General features: G+C 41.0%; 15 protein-coding genes. 7 read left to right on the forward strand and 8 right to left on the reverse strand.

Features of this window, described 5'->3' with window-relative positions; genetic code table 11:
• Positions 1–994, forward strand: a 994-nt coding sequence (locus tag BP861_RS12400; protein ID WP_292375967.1) for a PGF-pre-PGF domain-containing protein, incomplete at its 5' end; no start/stop codon positions are given.
• A gap of 132 nt (positions 995–1,126) precedes the next feature.
• On the opposite strand, the gene nadA is transcribed toward BP861_RS12400, so the two are convergent.
• A complete protein-coding gene (gene nadA, locus BP861_RS12405) occupies positions 1,127–2,041 on the reverse strand; it encodes a quinolinate synthase NadA (RefSeq protein ID WP_292375969.1) in 915 nt (304 codons plus the stop codon).
• Positions 2,042–2,622: 581 nt separating this feature from the next.
• Positions 2,623–3,438: an aspartate dehydrogenase gene (locus BP861_RS12410; RefSeq protein WP_292376075.1), complete on the reverse strand. Its 816-nt coding sequence runs from the start codon at positions 3,436–3,438 to the stop codon at positions 2,623–2,625.
• Between the two features lie 199 nt (positions 3,439–3,637).
• Between BP861_RS12410 and nadC the strand changes: the two genes are divergently transcribed.
• From nadC to BP861_RS12435, 5 genes are all read left to right on the forward strand, one after another.
• Positions 3,638–4,462: a carboxylating nicotinate-nucleotide diphosphorylase gene (nadC, locus tag BP861_RS12415; RefSeq protein ID WP_292375971.1), complete on the forward strand. Its 825-nt coding sequence runs from the start codon at positions 3,638–3,640 to the stop codon at positions 4,460–4,462.
• A gap of 385 nt (positions 4,463–4,847) precedes the next feature.
• Positions 4,848–6,059, forward strand: a complete 1,212-nt coding sequence (locus tag BP861_RS12420) for an iron ABC transporter substrate-binding protein (RefSeq protein ID WP_292375972.1) — start codon at positions 4,848–4,850, stop codon at positions 6,057–6,059.
• Positions 6,060–6,612: 553 nt separating this feature from the next.
• A complete protein-coding gene (locus tag BP861_RS12425) occupies positions 6,613–7,824 on the forward strand; it encodes an iron ABC transporter substrate-binding protein (protein ID WP_292375974.1) in 1,212 nt (403 codons plus the stop codon).
• Between the two features lie 16 nt (positions 7,825–7,840).
• A complete protein-coding gene (locus tag BP861_RS12430; RefSeq protein WP_292375976.1) occupies positions 7,841–8,911 on the forward strand; it encodes a FecCD family ABC transporter permease in 1,071 nt (356 codons plus the stop codon).
• Positions 8,908–9,690, forward strand: a complete 783-nt coding sequence (locus BP861_RS12435; protein WP_292375978.1) for an ABC transporter ATP-binding protein — start codon at positions 8,908–8,910, stop codon at positions 9,688–9,690. Before BP861_RS12430 ends, BP861_RS12435 begins: the two co-directional genes overlap by 4 nt.
• Positions 9,691–9,848: 158 nt before the next feature.
• Here the strand turns inward: BP861_RS12435 and BP861_RS12440 are convergent, their stop codons facing one another.
• A complete protein-coding gene (locus BP861_RS12440) occupies positions 9,849–10,307 on the reverse strand; it encodes a 30S ribosomal protein S15 (RefSeq protein WP_292375980.1) in 459 nt (152 codons plus the stop codon).
• Positions 10,308–10,435: 128 nt separating this feature from the next.
• Between BP861_RS12440 and BP861_RS12445 the strand changes: the two genes are divergently transcribed.
• Positions 10,436–10,621, forward strand: coding sequence for a hypothetical protein (locus BP861_RS12445; protein WP_292375982.1), 186 nt, complete (start codon positions 10,436–10,438; stop codon positions 10,619–10,621).
• 77 nt (positions 10,622–10,698) lie between these two features.
• Here the strand turns inward: BP861_RS12445 and BP861_RS12450 are convergent, their stop codons facing one another.
• The 5 genes from BP861_RS12450 to BP861_RS12470 form a co-directional block, all read right to left on the reverse strand.
• Complete coding sequence (locus tag BP861_RS12450; RefSeq protein WP_292375984.1) at positions 10,699–11,907, reverse strand: DUF4214 domain-containing protein; 1,209 nt, start codon at positions 11,905–11,907, stop codon at positions 10,699–10,701.
• Between the two features lie 466 nt (positions 11,908–12,373).
• Positions 12,374–13,366, reverse strand: a complete 993-nt coding sequence (locus BP861_RS12455) for a COG1361 S-layer family protein (protein ID WP_292375986.1) — start codon at positions 13,364–13,366, stop codon at positions 12,374–12,376.
• Between the two features lies 1 nt (position 13,367).
• A complete protein-coding gene (locus BP861_RS12460; RefSeq protein ID WP_292375988.1) occupies positions 13,368–14,474 on the reverse strand; it encodes an ABC transporter permease in 1,107 nt (368 codons plus the stop codon).
• Positions 14,475–15,224 carry an ABC transporter ATP-binding protein gene (locus tag BP861_RS12465; protein ID WP_292375990.1) on the reverse strand — a complete coding sequence of 250 codons (750 nt, stop codon included), beginning with the start codon at positions 15,222–15,224 and terminating at the stop codon, positions 14,475–14,477.
• A gap of 4 nt (positions 15,225–15,228) precedes the next feature.
• Positions 15,229–15,852, reverse strand: coding sequence for a TetR/AcrR family transcriptional regulator (locus BP861_RS12470; RefSeq protein WP_292375992.1), 624 nt, complete (start codon positions 15,850–15,852; stop codon positions 15,229–15,231).
• Positions 15,853–15,854: the final 2 nt, after the last annotated feature.

A 15,854-nucleotide genomic window follows, 5' to 3' on the forward strand; every position in this document is an offset into this window, starting at 1 on the left:
AGATTCTGACTCGAATGATGGAAGCTCAACTCCCGGCTCGGATGATGGAGATTCTGACAAAGGGGATTCAAACTCAGGTAGCGGAGACTCAGGCACAAGTCCAGACGGCACAAGTCCAGACAATGGAAATTCAGGAACCAAAAAATCGGATACCGTAAAATCAGATACCGTAAAATCAGATAATGGGGATTCTGATACTCAAGACTCGGATAGAACAAGTTCAGATATCAAAAGTCCAGATACTAAAAACTCAGATAGCGGAAATTCCGATACTGAAGATGAGGATTCAGATTCTTCTAGCGGTTCAGGTATGAATCTTGTTTCCAGCGAGAAAGCAACCAACATTGCAGTTAAGGAACTTTCTACCAGGAGTGTTATGGGTGGTTATCCTGCTCGATTCGAATTTATAGAAAATGTCACATGCATTACAAAGATTGAATTTGATCCGAAGAAGACGTTCAGAAAAACAACAACCATTGTAGAGGAACTTAAAAACAGATCCACACTCGTCCCGATCTCTCCTGAAGGTACAGTATATAAATATGTTAATATCTGGGTAGGAGATAAGGGAGCAGGGCTTCCTAGTTCCATTAGAAGTGGATTTGTAGAGTTCAAGGTTGAGAAGACATGGATCAAAGATAACAATATCAGTGATGCTCGCGTAATACTTCAACGATACGATGAAGAGTGGCAGCCCCTTAATACGGAAAAAACTGGAGAAGACGAGAATTACGTCTACTTTAAATCGGAAACTCCTGGCTATTCTTCCTTTGCAATAACAGAATATACCGGACAAACTGTAAAAGAAGTCAGTGGGGCAGGAAAAATAAAGGAAACCCTGAGAAGTCTGGGAAGCGGAGGAAGTCTTAATGGCGATACAGAAAAAAACAGTAAAATAAAGAATCCGATGGGAGCAGCTAGGATATTTATGGCACTCTCCTTACCGCTTTTCATGCTTCTTATTGGATATTGTATATTAAAGAAAAAGATCTGAGGAAAATGTACATTTGTGTCTTAAATGAAGTAGGTGAAATAATAGGTGAAATTTCTCTTCTCACCTACTCCTCATATTTTTCCCTTATTTGAAATCAAGTGAATCTAAAAGGAAGTTTAAAACACCAAGTATTTATCGAATTTTTACCGCAAGCATTCGGTCAAGCGCCTCTTTTGCTTTGATTCTTACATCGTATGGGACAGTTACGATATGCTGTATTTTTTCAAGAGAGACTAGGACTTTTTCAAGATTAACCATTTTCATGCTTGGGCAGCAGGCAAATTCGGAGATGCAGTAGTATTTCTTTTCGGGAGCTGCCTTATAGAGCCCGTGAAGAAGTCCACATTCCGTACCTATAATGAACTCCTGTGCAGGAGAGTTCTTTGCATACATTATCATTCCTCGAGTGCTTGCGATATGGTCTGCAAGTTCCAAAACCTCGGGGCGACACTCAGGATGTGCAATGAACTTAGCTTTAGGATGCTTCTCCTTCATTTTCAGGACATCCTCTCTTAGGATCTGGTGGTGCGTGGGACAATGCCCTTCCCAGGGAATGATTTTTTTGTCAGTCCGGGCTTCAACGTAGGCAGCCAGATTTTTATCAGGCACGAAAATAACCTCATCGGCTTCCAGAGAGTTTACCACCTCAACAGCATTGGCAGACGTGCAACAGATATAAGATTCAGCCTTGATTGCAGCCGAGCTGTTAACATAGCAGACCACAGGGGCATCAGGATGCTTTTCTTTTTCTCTCCTAAGACCTTCGATATCTACCATGTCTGCCATAGGGCAAGTGGCATCGATTTCTGGCAGGAGGACAGTTTTGTCAGGACAAAGAATTGCAGCACTTTCTCCCATGAAATGGACGCCACAGAAAACGATAACGTCAGCAGTCTGACGGACAGCTTCCTGACTAAGTCCTAGAGAGTCTCCGACAAAATCTGCAATATCCTGAACCTCAGGACGGGAATAATAATGAGCAAGAATAACTGCATTTCGTTTTATTTTCAGTTTTTTGATCCTTTCTATTAGCTCTGCTTGCTGCATGGGACCACCATAAGTTTTTGAAACAAAATCCGGAAAATAAATCCGGGGCTGAAATTGAAGATCAAGCTTAAAACAATCAGTTTAGACATAAAGGAATTTTAACAGGCGAGTGAACGTAAAAAGGAGTGCAACGATGGATATTTCATCCAGCGCGCTCTTTTTGCACGCATGCCATTTGCTCTTGAGAGCTTACGTGCTTAACTCTCCCGCACTATATAATATTTGTGAATAATATTTGGGATTGTATTTTTGTGAACCTTCGAGTCGCTGTCCGAGTCCCGCAAACCTTTTTAAAAAACTGCTTGCCCACAAGTCTTTTCAAAAAAGGCTTGATCGAAACCCCCCTAGCTACGTTTGAGTTTGCTAGCCTTATCCCCAAACCGGGCATCAAGATCGGTCTAGCTCCCCGATTGATAACTAGCTACGTTTGAGTTTGCTAGCCTTATCCCCAAACCCTATTCGGCGTGATCAACCGGCGCAACGGTTGCGGCCCAACGGTTGCGGCTCAACGGTTGCGGCTCAACGGTTGCTGTAAAAAGAAAATGAAAAGGGATGTTAATTTCACGCCTTTGTTTGCCAATTCAGGTGCCGATCTGGACAGGGCTGAGGATCTTTTTCAGGGTGGAAATTGCAGAAAGGGCTGCAAGGTAACTGGTTTTCGGGTTTTCAGGAGAGGGAAGGTTTTCGACTCTTGTTGTAAGTTTCCCGAATTCACCTTCTACAGTTATCTCGTGTACGTTTCTGGACAAAGTAGGATCGGCAATTACTCTTACTTTAGTCCGCTCAAAGCCTATGCCTGCCAGACTTATTGTGGCTGCAACATTTACATTTGCAGGGAAGGCTTTAACTGCTTCCGAGGCTGGCCCCTCGAAAAGAAGGGTTTCTTTTTCGATTTTTTCAAGCTTAATTCCCAGAGCTTCAACATGGGGAGCGCCTGCAAGGCCCATAGGCGGTTTTCTGGTAGTAAGGGTAACTGAGGAGATTTCCGCTGCTGAAGCCGAATTTATCCCATCAATACCAGCAACTGCGCCTGAAGGGAAATAGAGCTTGCAGTTATTTTGTTTTGCAAGTCTGAAGAGTCTTTCTCTGAGTTCTTCATCCGCAAGAGCGCCTACACTTAGAACCATCACATCACGCCCTGCTTCAAGAGCCTGCGGTACCATCAACCTGACAGCTTTTTGAGAGGCGCTTTCTACAACAAGATCCACATTTTGCAGTAGCTCATCAATTGTCATTGAGGCAGGGCTGTATCTTTCAAGAGATGCTTTGAGTTCCTTAACTTTGCGCTCAGAAGAGTCGCAGAGGGCATACAACTCGGCATTAATAACTCCTTCATCAATAGCCCTGCAAATCTGTCCACCAATAAATCCGCAACCAATAACTCCTATTTTCAGAATTCCAGGCTCCTATAAATAATCAATAAACCTTGATCTTTAGATATTAGTACTCGGCTTTAAAAGCCTAAGAACCGGGGTACTGTATTCATTTCCCTCTCTTAAAACCTTCTGTTGAGATTATTTTACTAAATGAGAGAAAAACAAAAAACGCCCGTACCTCTTATAAATCCGGGCAACATAAAAACAGCGGGTAAAAATTATGCTTATTAAAGAGGTTGAAAGCTTTATAGAAGAAGATCTGGGATACGATGACGTTTCGTGCACTATTGTACCTGACAAACCAGCCGAAGCCATTATTTTTACAAAAGAAGCCTGTACCGTTGCAGGGATAAAAGAAGCTGAGTCAATTTTTTGCTATCTTGGAATTCAGGCAGAAACCACTCTAAAGGACGGAGACTATCTCAAGGAAGGAGAGATAATTTTCAGGCTAAAGGGGGGAGCAGTATCCCTTCTCAGGGCAGAGAGGCTTGCCCTAAATTTTCTCGGGCACCTTAGCGGGATTGCAACCCTTACAAGAACCTGCGTGGATACGGTAAGGAAGTTTTCCGAGACTACAAGAGTGGCCTGTACCAGAAAAACCACTCCAGGCATAAGGAAGTTTGAAAAGCTGGCTGTAGCTGCAGGCGGAGGAGACACTCATAGATTCAACCTCTCGGACTCAGTTATGATTAAAGACAATCACATCAAACTTATGGGAGTAGAAGCCGCAATTGAAGCCGCAAAAAAAACCAGCTTCACAAGGAAAATAGAAGTCGAGGTAGAGTCTGCAGAAAATGCTGTTCTCGCCGCAGAAATGGGATCTGATATTATAATGCTGGACAATATGCAGCCCGAAGCCGTCCAAAAAACCCTTGAAATACTTAAAGGAAAAGGGCTTAGAAACTCAGTTATTGTGGAGGCTTCCGGAGGAATTTCCCAAGAAAACCTTGAAGATTATGCAAAAACGAAAGTAGATGTCATATCTATGGGTTCTCTTATCCATAAATCGAGATGGATAGATATGAGCCTGGAGATAATTAGTTAAAGCCTAATTAAGGAAGCTAAAGTGAGCAACCTATAAACTAAAAAGATGTGGTAACTATTCAGGATATAGTTACCTAATTTTTACAAATTTATATGTTTTTATAATACTCATACCATTTATTATATCTGTTTTTGACAAATATTTACCGGACAGTTTTTCATGGAGTTAACTTTTTGGAGGCATCAATTCCACCAAAAGCAACCACAATTGTTCAATAATTAAAAGCAAGCTGGTTTCAGGTTACACTGCAAGTTTATCTTTGTCTGGCTTTAAAAGTTATAATAACTCGTCATTTTCAGAAAACTTTTGAGACTTTAGTAATAAATAAGAAAATTTAGATAATTATATGTAATACTTTTACTCTTTGATTATAGAGGAAAGTAACATGAAAATATGTTATAGTAATAAGTTAAATAAAATTATTTTAATAGGAGTACTCATTGCTGCCCTGGTAGTGACTTCAGGATGCACAGACAAATCCGCATCAAATAAAAATCCGGAAGTATCGGCTCCAGAAGAAGCTTCAGGAGTTGTGGATGCTGACAAGGCAGTAGAATCTGGAAAGATTACACTTACGGATGGGTTCGACAGGGAAGTCATCATACCAGAAAATGTGGAAAGGGTTGTTTGCTCAGGAGCCGGATGCCTCCGCTATCTTGTATACCTCCAGGCTCAGGACTATGTAGTAGGGGTTGACAGCATAGAAAAAGAGAAGAGCGAAATCGATGGTCGTCCCTATGCCCTTGCAAACCCGCAGCTTAAAGATTATCCCCTAATTGGAGAATTCCGAGGCAAGGATGATCCTGAAAAAATAATTGCCATCAGCCCCCAGGTCATCCTGAAAACCAGCGCAAACGGTCAGCCGACAGCGACCAATACTGCTGACGCCGACTCGCTTCAGGATAAAACCGGCATTCCTGTTGTAATGCTCCCATATGGGTCTTTAAAGAATGAGGAGCAGAAAGCCGAAATGTATGGCTCTCTCAGGATCATGGGCGAAGCTGTGGGAAAACAGGAAAGGGCAGAAGAAGTAATCTCGTATATCGAAGCTACCATGCAGGACCTTGAAAACAGGACTGCAGACATTCCGGAATCCGAAAGAAAAACTGTTTATGTTGGAGGAGTGAGCAGCGCAGGAGCTCATGGAATTATCTCAACGGAACCGGCTTATCCGCCATTCCTCTGGGTGAATGCAAAGAATGTTGCAGCTGGAATGGGTGCAGACCATGCGGATATTGCCAAAGAAGCACTCGTAGACTGGGATCCCGATTATATATTTATCGATATCGGCACCCTTCAGCTTGGTAAAGAAGGAGCGATTGGAGAGCTAAAAAATGATACATCCCTTACAGGACTTTCAGCTGTAAAGAATAAAAAGGTCTATGGAGTGATCCCCTACAACTACTACAGCACCAACTATGAATCTGTGCTTGCAAACGCTTATTTTGTTGGAAAAGTGCTCTATCCTGACAGGTTTGAAGATATCGATCCGGAAGCAAAAGCCAACGAGATTTATACCTTCTTCCTTGGCAAACCTTTATACTCTGATCTTAATGGACAGTACGACAACCTTGGATTCAAACCAATTCCATTATGAAAGAGATATAAAGAAGTGCATTCTGGCAATTAAGCAGTTACGAAATATTACCTAGACTACGTAAGGAGGAAACACTTCCTAATTATGGGAGCTTCTACTCATCATTTTCATACATTTACTTGATTTTAGTAGAGAAGATTCGAGCTTCAAAGAAGTAATTTTGAGCTTTGGGATCCGCTCAATAATTACTTCATACAGTTTTTGTTTATTTTTTAAACTACATTTATTCTATTTTTGTTGTTTTTTACTGTGGTGTTTTTATCTAATTCTTACAATTTTATTCCCTTTTAGTTCATATTTTTACCGGGTCAGCTTTCACAGAGTTAACTTTTTACAGGCATAAACCCACCAAAGAACAGCCGCAATCATAGGTTCTCGTTTTCAGTAATAAAAAACAAGCCGATCAGATTACACCGCAAGTTTATCTTTGTCTGGCTTTAAAATTCACAATAGCTCATCACTTTCGGAAAGTTATTGAGGTCTAGATAATAAATAAGAAAATTTAGTTAATTATATGTAATACTTTTACTCTTTGATCATAGAGGGAAGTAACATGAAACTAGGTCATAGTAATAAATTAAATAAAATTATTTTAATAGGAATATTCATTGCTGCCCTGGTAATGACTTCAGGATGCACAGACAAATCCGCATCTAATAAAAATCCTGAAGTATCGGCTCCAGCAGAAGCTTCAGGGGCTGTGGATGCTGACAAAGCAGCAGAATCTGGAATGATTACACTTACGGATGGGTTCGGCAGGGAAGTCACCATACCTGAGAATGTGGAACGGGTTGTTTGCTCAGGAGCCGGATGCCTCCGCTATCTTGTATACCTCCAGGCTCAGGATCATATAGTAGGGGTTGACAGCATGGAGAAAAAGGAAAACGAAATTGAGGGGCGCCCCTATGTCCATGCTAATCCGCAGCTTAAAGAATATCCCCTAATAGGGGAGGCAAGAGGGGAAGACGACCCTGAAAAGATCCTTGAGGTTAACCCTCAGGTTATCCTGAAAAGCAGTATGATTGGCCAGGCATCATCATCAACTGCTACTGATGCCGACGCTCTTCAGGAAAAAACAGTTATTCCCGTGGTTTCCTTCCCTTACGGGTCTTTGAATAATGAGGAGCAGAAAACCGAAATGTATAGCTCTCTCAGGATCATGGGCGAGGCCATGAGGAAACAGGAAAGGGCAGAAGAAGTAATCTCGTATATCGAAGCTACCATGCAGGACCTTGAAAACAGGACTGCAGACATTCCGGAATCTGAAAGAAAAACTGTCTATGTTGGCGGGGTGAGTATGGCAGGCGCTCACGGGATAATCTCCACAGAGCCCGCTTATGCGCCATTCCTCTGGGTGAATGCAAAGAATGTTGCAGCCGGAATGGGCACAGAGCATGCGGATATTGCCAAAGAGGCACTTGTAGACTGGGATCCCGATTATATATTTATCGATGTTGGCACCCTCCAGCTTGGAAATGAAGGAGCGATCGGAGAGCTCAAGAATGATACGTCCCTCGCAGGGCTCTCGGCTGTAAAGAATGGCAGGGTCTATGGAGTAATTCCTTACAACTTCTACAGCACCAACTATGAATCCGTGCTTGCAAACGCTTATTTTGTTGGAAAAGTGCTCTATCCTGACAGGTTTGAAGATATCGATCCGGAAGCAAAAGCTGACGAGATATACACTTTCTTTGTTGGAAAACCTGTATTCTCAGACCTGAACGGACAGTACAATAACATGGGATTCAAGCAGATCCCACTATGATGGAGGGTATAAACAGGTGCATTTCGCCAAAGGAGCAGTTCCGGAAGATTATCTCGTGTATATACGCAGAAAATACTTCTGGATCATGGGGGGGCTTCTGCTCCTCTTTATTATGCTTGTTTACTCAATCTCGGTAGGCGCGGTGACAATACCGCCTTATGAAGTGCTGCAAACCATAATGGGGCACAGTGTTTCTACAAAATGGGATTTAATAATATGGAACATCCGACTCCCTCAAGCCCTGGCTGCAATAGTCGCAGGAGCCGGACTTTCAGTTGCAGGAGTTGTGATGCAGTCTATCCTGCGTAATCCCATTGCATCTCCTTTCACACTTGGAATTTCAAATGCCGGTGCTTTCGGAGCTGCAGTATCTGTTGTGGTTCTCGGCACCGGAAAAGTACAGTCCACAGTTGCAGATGCTGTAACAATTAACAACCCTTACCTGACAACAATAGTAGCCTTTTTCTTTTGCCTCCTTGCAACCGGAGTAATTCTGCTAATCTCAAGTATACGGGGGGCTTCACCCGAGGTAATGGTACTTGCAGGAGTTGCGCTTTCTTCCCTCTTTACCGCAGGCACGGCGTTTCTCCAGTACTTTGCTGACGATACCCAGCTTGCAGCGGTCGTTTTCTGGACTTTTGGTGATGTAGGAAGAGTGAACTGGCTGGAACTTGAAATAATGACAGCCGTCGTGCTGCTTGCGATTATCTTCTTCATTACTAACTGCTGGAACTACAATGCCATAGATGCTGGAGATGAAACTGCAAAAGGCCTCGGGGTCAATGTGGAAAGGACAAGGTTGGTAGGCATGGTAGTCGCAGCCCTAGTCTCTGCAGTGATTGTTGCGTTTCTTGGGGTTATAGGATTTGTAGGGCTGGTCTGTCCTCATATGGTCAGAAGAGTCATAGGTGATGACCAGCGTTACCTGATACCAGGTTCTATCCTGTTTGGAGGAATTCTGCTTCTGGCATCCGATACTGCGGCAAGGCTTATAATTTCGCCATATGTACTGCCCGTATCTATTCTTACTGCGTTCATGGGAGCACCTGTTTTCATATACTTACTTCTTAAGGGGTACAAACGATGATTCTTTCAGTAGAAGAACTTGAATTCTTGTATCGCAACCGTAAAATTCTACATGAAGTCGCCTTTTCCATAGAGGAAGGGGAAGTTGTAGCAATCCTTGGGCCCAATGGAGTTGGCAAGACTACACTTTTAAAATGCCTTAACAGGATTCTCCGCCCCAAAGGAGGAGCAGTTCATCTTGACGGGAATAACCTTTTTGACCTTGGAACAATGGAGATTGCACGCCTTATCGGGTATGTTCCCCAGCGGGTGGAAACCGGAAGGCTGACCGCTTTTGATGCAGTCCTGCTAGGAAGGCGGCCCCATATTAAATGGGATGTTACAGAAAAAGACCTCCGAATAGTCGATTCGGTTTTCAGGTTACTTTCCATGGAAAAACTCCGCCTGGCATATATCGATGAAATGAGCGGAGGCGAACTCCAGAAGGTCGCAATCGCACGCTCACTCGTACAGGAGCCAAAAATCCTTCTCCTTGACGAACCTACAAGCAGCCTTGATATGAGAAATCAGGTTGAGATTCTGGCCATAATCAGGCAGATCGTCCTTGAACACAGGATTGCAGCCGTAATGACAATGCACGATCTCAATCAGGCCTTAAGGTACGCAGACCGGTTTATTTTCCTTAAAGGAGGGAAAGTTCACGCTCATGGAGGGGCCGAGGTAATTACGCCTCAGGTTATCGAGGAAGTGTATGGTCTCCCCGTAATAATAGGAGAAATTGCAGGTATGCGCTGTGTAGTTCCTGGGAGTCCTGAAGTGGTGCTCGCTCAGAACTTATAAAAACCGATAATGCAGAGAGAAAAACAAGATAAAGAGTAAATAACAAATTAAAAAGTCGTCAGAGAAAAAAGTATAAAAGAAAAAATAAAAGTAGATTTTAAAATAGCGGTGCGGTTTGCCGGAGAGGTAAAGCCGACCAGAGAAAGATTTCCAGGTTTTTACCTGGTAATCATCATTTCTGCAGTTTCAGGTTTGTAGAACCAGTCTCTCGGAAGTACCTTTTCCTGCTGGTAGTACTTAACAAGCCTTCTAATTTTGGATTCAGTCAGGTTAAGGGCACGCTTGTTGTGGACATCTTTCTTGTTAATAGAAAGGTGCTTCCTGAGTCTCAGAGCCTTAACAATAAGGTTTGTGAGGTCTTCCGGAACGTTTGGAGAAACGCTGTTTTCCTTGAGGATGGTTGTGATCTTCTTGCCTGTAATAAGTTTGGTATCTGGAACCCCGTAGCGGTCCCTTAAAATCATTCCGATTTCGGCAGTGGAAACACCCTGTTTCCAGAGGTCAAGGGTGATCGAAGTAACTTCTTCTGCGCTGATCTTGCACCACTCAGGCGGCTCGGTTCTGATAGGTCTAGTGGAACCTGACTTACCTCTTCTTTTGGTATGCATTTTTGCCATAATATTTCTCCTGATATTAATTGATCGATGCCCTGAAGAGAATCTTCGGGCTGAAGTTATATCTTTACCGACTATAACGGACCAACACATCGATCGGGAGATTTTAATCCGCCACAACAAACTGCTGTGTGACTTTTCAGGAATCCCTGGAAAAGCATGAGTTTTTCGGTAAAAACATCACTAGAGAACGCAGCATAACATATATACTTTGTGTTGGGACATGGAGGCGTCTGGCTCCGATCAGGCTGAAAAACCTCTATGATAAACACGTTTTTCTACACCCAGGAAGCGAAAAACTGAAGATTGAAGATTAACGCCAGGTATAATTAGATCTAGTTTTGAAACGTATGATAAACACTTATTCAAGCATTCAACCAACGAAAAATTCAGATTAAAGTTTTTTTAACCAAATTCCGCATCCGAAATTTTTCAATGCAAGCGGCATGTATTGCTTCACCAAGTCTGGATGCATTTGCCCCATATAATCATTGAAATACAAAATTTCGTAATTATTATTGTTTATAAGTAATGTCTTTAAAAAGTATGCCTCATTCCATGCACGTTCTAGCCACTCAAGAGGATATTCAAAAGGCCAGAAGATATCGTGAAAATGAATAATTACACCAGATTTGAGACGGGGAAGTATTTCGGAAAGAATAAAAAGAACATCGCTACCAAATTTTACAACATGGGAACTATCTACGAATAGAATATCCCCACTATTCAGATCCTCAAAAAGAGATAGATCTACCGCTTGAACCTCTTTTCTTAAAATAAGCTTTTCTGGATCATCTCGATCAGACAATAGACTTAAAATAAGATCTGGATAAGGTTCAATAAAGGTAATTTTCGTATTAAAATTTGATAATTCGCAGGTGTCAAGAGTAACAAGTGACGAATAACCCGATCCCACTTCAACAAGCCGTTCTGGCTTAAAGTAATTGATCATGCAAAATAATACAATTGCGTCTCCGTAACTGTACCACTCATTACCGTTAAAAAAATATCTGGTATTATTCTGCTTGAAACCATCTCCAAATGGAACTATGGAGATATATTTCTGGAATTGTTTGAGTAATTCTATCTGCTTATCACCGTTGATCTCAATTCCAGTAGGATTCCGGGATTTATCGATTTTTTGATATAAATTTGAGATGTTATCCAGATTTGGCAATGGAGAGTAGAAATGTCCTGGAGGAGCGAATTTTATAGTAGGACTCATAAGATACTTTATGCGCTCAGCATATTCATCAGAATTCAAAAGAGAGATTAATATTTCGTGTTTTGTTATACCTTTATTCAATAATTTAGTATAATGTGCTTTTCCTTCAGGATCAGGAACTCTACCTAAAATCTTGCTGTAACAATAATTAATAAACTCGTCAAAAGTCTGCTCCGTTTTCGAATTTTCGGGTGTATTCGTTATGAAATTTTTTAGGCGACCAGCATATTCATTAGAATCCAAAAAAGAGATTAATATTTCATGTTTTGGTACACCTTTGCTCAATAATTTAAGATAATGTTCTTTTCCTTCATGATCAGGAACTCTACCTAAAATCTTGCTGTAACAATAATTAATAAATTCGTCAGTCTTCTCCATTCTCAATACTCCCAGTTTATCTACCGATCTCCCAGTTTATCTACCGATATTACTTTAAGACTTAGACAGTTAACTGAAAAATCATAGCATAATATCTCTAGATGTTTATTTGAAATAAAAACCCAGTAGTATTGTGATTCCAAAACAGATTCATAAAACTTGAATTTCGAATAGATTCATAAGTCACAGATTCCAATCAGTAATGAATTTATTTCGGAATCGAAGCACCAGTATCGTGTAAATTCTCAAGGCTTGAATGACTCTGAATAATTTTGCTGCTTTAAGATATAAGTTTTTACATATTTTCGCTTATTCTATATTCAATTATTTAAGACAACAAAAAAGTTGAATAAAAATGGATAAGAACTCTTCAGCCTTTGGTAAGGTGAGAGATAAAGATATAAAGTCCCTCACCTGAGCTAAATGTCTACACTTGAGCTATAAAAGAAACCAAGAGTTTCTGCCATTAAATCCACCCAAAAAGCTTCTCGAAGAATCCAGCTTCTTTTACTTCTACCGGAGCATCAAGGATATCGGTATACTTAATATCACCTTCTGGATTTTCGTATTTTAATACAGTGTCAACTCCATATACTTTGGGCACAGCTTCACTATCTGCTTTAATCTGAATCCTTGCAACAGCCGTACTGCCAGGTGCTATAGAATATAGAAATGCCGTACTATCGGTTGTACTTAGAGGGTCAGCTGGGTTAATAATTGCTTTAACGTTTCTTGCTTCTTCCTCACCAGTGTTTTTAATTGTTATATCGATCATGTTCTCCCCACCTGGGGAAAGACTGCCTGTAGTATTTACAATTTCAAAATCGACCTGATCTTTCACTTTAATCTTTAATGTCTGGCTCTGGTTCATAATTCCATACCAGTGGCTCACATCATAGGTCTGAGCAGCAACGTTCGGATTCGTAATATGCACATTCTTTTGATAATCGTAAGAAAGATTCAAATAAAGGTTGTATTCTCCAGCCTTTGCTTTTTTATCAATTTTTATATCGAATTTTGCTGGTGCTGGGGAGTTCTCTCCGCTTTTTATGGAACCTATCTGCTGACTGACTGACTTAACTTCAATTGGGCTTCCCGGATCTGTTGAAAGAGAAGCTACTACGTTTGTAGCGTCCACTATCCCACTCTCAAGTTTCATTTCGGTCTGAGCTGCATAGATTTCATCAGAGTCATAAGGAGTTTTGTCATTTTTAAATCCTAACAATTTGCCTTTGTTCATTATATCAATATTCAAAGTAGCCGTTTGATCTCTATCAAACTCATTACTTCCAATAATGTTGGCATTAAGATCAGGACTACCATACACATTATAATAATTTTTTCCAAGATCAAAGCTTTGGGGGATATTATAATTATCCGGAGTATTAGAAGCGCCTGCAGCACATGATATCATAGCAATTAATAGAGAGATTAAAGAGATGATTATCACTTTTTTCATTTTATGCTTCCCTCCTGAAAAGATGAACACCTAAAGTGAAAGTAACAATTGCAAAGAGCGTGAGTATTATCAAATCGGTAGATATAGCGCTCAAACCCTGACCCTTGATCATGATAGTACGCATAGCATCAATTGCATATGTCAGAGGCAAAAAGTAAGCTATACAACGCATCCAGCCAGGGACCGAACTCAAGGGGAAAAATACACCCGTAACAAACATGGATGGCATAGTAACCAGCATGTTTAATTGAATGAAAGATTCCATATCTTCTGCCCTTGAAGACATGATTATCCCTATCCCTACACCACTAAGAGTGAAAACGATAAGCACCAGAGCAACAGCGAGCCAGCTACCATTCATATTAAATCCCACAAGAAGGTATGCTGCAAATATCAGGACGACAGTTCTGGCTAATTGCAATATTAGCTGGTAGATCGTTTTCCCGAGAATTACCGATCTCTTACTCACAGGCGTCATTAACATACGAACAAGGGTACCGTTTTCTTTTTCTCCTGCAATCGCAGAACCTATGGATGATATACAACCCATAAACACGGTAAGAGCAATAACACCTGGTGTGATAAAGTCAAGGTATTCAAGATCGCCGTAAATACTGGGAATGTTTAAAGATACTAGTCCGGTTTTTGCCAACAGTTGTCTCAAAGCATTTATGATTGCACCACTTGTTGTAGTGTCTGAGGAATCAGTCAGAAGCGTCAAAGTCGCACTCTCATTTTTGGCTATGCTATCGCTGTAGTTTTGTGGAATAATCAGAGCGCCTTTATAAATTCCTGCATCTATTTTACTCTCAGCTTCCGACTGCGACATGTCCTTTGTGTAGGTTACCGAGAACATTGGGTTTGCATCGTATTTGGGGGTATAGCCTCCGATTTCCTGAACAAGGGAACTTGATGCCCTGCCTGAGTCGTCATTGATTATGAGAATAGGAGCATCTTTTACCGTGCCACCCATGCCGTAGCCGAAAAAGACTATCATGATTATTGGAAATAAAAACAAAGGAAAAATGAGCGCTTTTTTTCTGGAGAGTATTTTGAATTCCTTTTTCGCTACTATTAATGAATCCTTTAGCTCAGTTTTTATTGTCATTTAATCACGTACCTCTTCCCCTGTAAAGTGTACAAAAACTTCTTCAAGATTTGTACTCCCTGTAGTTTCCTTTAAACGTTCAGGGTTATCAAGAGCTACCATTTTTCCGGAATCCATTACAGCAACCCTGTCACAGAGATTATCCGCCTCCTCCATGTAATGAGTTGTAAAAACTAGGGTTCTTCCTTCCTCGTTGAATTTTCTAGCAAGTTTCCAGATAACATTCCTAGTCTGGGGATCAAGCCCGGTTGAAGGTTCGTCCCAGAATAGAATCTGAGGGTCGTGTAATACTGCGGCGATAACTGATAAGCGCTGCTTCATACCGCCAGAAAAGCCTCCTGTATACCGGTCAGCACTAGCTTCGAGCCCTACAAGCTTTAGATAGTAATCGATTTTTTCTTCCATGACCTTTTTTGGAACATGGTAGAGGTTCCCCATAAGTTCCAGGTTTTCCCTGGCTGTAAGGAGTGGGTAAAGGCTGAGCTTCTGCGGAACTATACCTATAAGTGGTCTTATTTTGTAGTCCTGATTTTCAACATCAAGGCCCGCAACTTTTATACTGCCACTAGTAGGTTTTATTAATGTGGTAAGCATGGAAAACGTAGTGGATTTGCCAGCTCCATTTGGTCCTATCATGCCAAAAATTTCTCCTTTGAATACATCGAAGCTGACGTCATTAACTGCAGTGATTTTCCTTCTTCGTGAATGAAAAACTTTAACAAGATTTTTGACCTCAATAATTGGCTCCATTTACTCACCTATTTTTCATATCCTCAACCTTCAGGATACCTTTAATAAATATGTCAATAAATCCATCAATCTCCTCATCATTATTACCCAAAAAACCGTCACCGATTACCTCTCGGAGTAAAGATGTATGGACAAAATAACCGACAAAAGTTATTGAAGCCGATCGAGGATTGATATTTCGCATTTTCCCATTTTTAATTTGTAGCTCAAAATATTCACTTAAAGGGTTTATATTCATTTGAAGAAGAGATGATAGAGCCTCAGCGACTTCAGGTCTCCTTCTCCCTTCTTCAAACAACATGAGCATAAACATCCGGCGTTTACTATCCTTCTTTCTATCCCTCATAGCTTTTGCAATATTTTTCCCTAAAATACGAAGCTCTGTCTCAAGATCTACATCCTTTTCTTTTGGGAATAAATGAGATAAGTCATCCAGTGATGAAAAAATAGTTCGATTATTAATTAATACCTCTTTCAGCAGGTTTTCTTTTGACTTGAATTTTCGGAACAAAGTTACCTCGGCAACATTTGCCTCTTTCGCAATTCTCCGAGTAGTCGCACCCGTGTATCCTTCGCTGGCGAATTCTCTCAAAGCTGCGTCTAATATTCTTTGTTCTGTATCTTCCATGT

This window comes from Methanosarcina sp. UBA411, assembly GCF_002495725.1.
GTDB lineage: Archaea > Halobacteriota > Methanosarcinia > Methanosarcinales > Methanosarcinaceae > Methanosarcina.

Excerpts from the sequence above, each read along its gene's own strand:
- nadA (WP_292375969.1), bottom strand. The coding sequence starts at position 2,041 with ATGCAGCAAGCAGAGCTAATAGAAAGGATCAAAAAACTGAAAATAAAA.
- nadC (WP_292375971.1), top strand. The coding sequence starts at position 3,638 with ATGCTTATTAAAGAGGTTGAAAGCTTTATAGAAGAAGATCTGGGATAC.
- BP861_RS12420 (WP_292375972.1), top strand. The coding sequence starts at position 4,848 with ATGAAAATATGTTATAGTAATAAGTTAAATAAAATTATTTTAATAGGA.
- BP861_RS12425 (WP_292375974.1), top strand. The coding sequence starts at position 6,613 with ATGAAACTAGGTCATAGTAATAAATTAAATAAAATTATTTTAATAGGA.
- BP861_RS12435 (WP_292375978.1), top strand. The coding sequence starts at position 8,908 with ATGATTCTTTCAGTAGAAGAACTTGAATTCTTGTATCGCAACCGTAAA.
- BP861_RS12440 (WP_292375980.1), bottom strand. The coding sequence starts at position 10,307 with ATGGCAAAAATGCATACCAAAAGAAGAGGTAAGTCAGGTTCCACTAGA.
- BP861_RS12450 (WP_292375984.1), bottom strand. The coding sequence starts at position 11,907 with ATGGAGAAGACTGACGAATTTATTAATTATTGTTACAGCAAGATTTTA.
- BP861_RS12455 (WP_292375986.1), bottom strand. The coding sequence starts at position 13,366 with ATGAAAAAAGTGATAATCATCTCTTTAATCTCTCTATTAATTGCTATG.
- BP861_RS12460 (WP_292375988.1), bottom strand. The coding sequence starts at position 14,474 with ATGACAATAAAAACTGAGCTAAAGGATTCATTAATAGTAGCGAAAAAG.
- BP861_RS12465 (WP_292375990.1), bottom strand. The coding sequence starts at position 15,224 with ATGGAGCCAATTATTGAGGTCAAAAATCTTGTTAAAGTTTTTCATTCA.
- BP861_RS12470 (WP_292375992.1), bottom strand. The coding sequence starts at position 15,852 with ATGGAAGATACAGAACAAAGAATATTAGACGCAGCTTTGAGAGAATTC.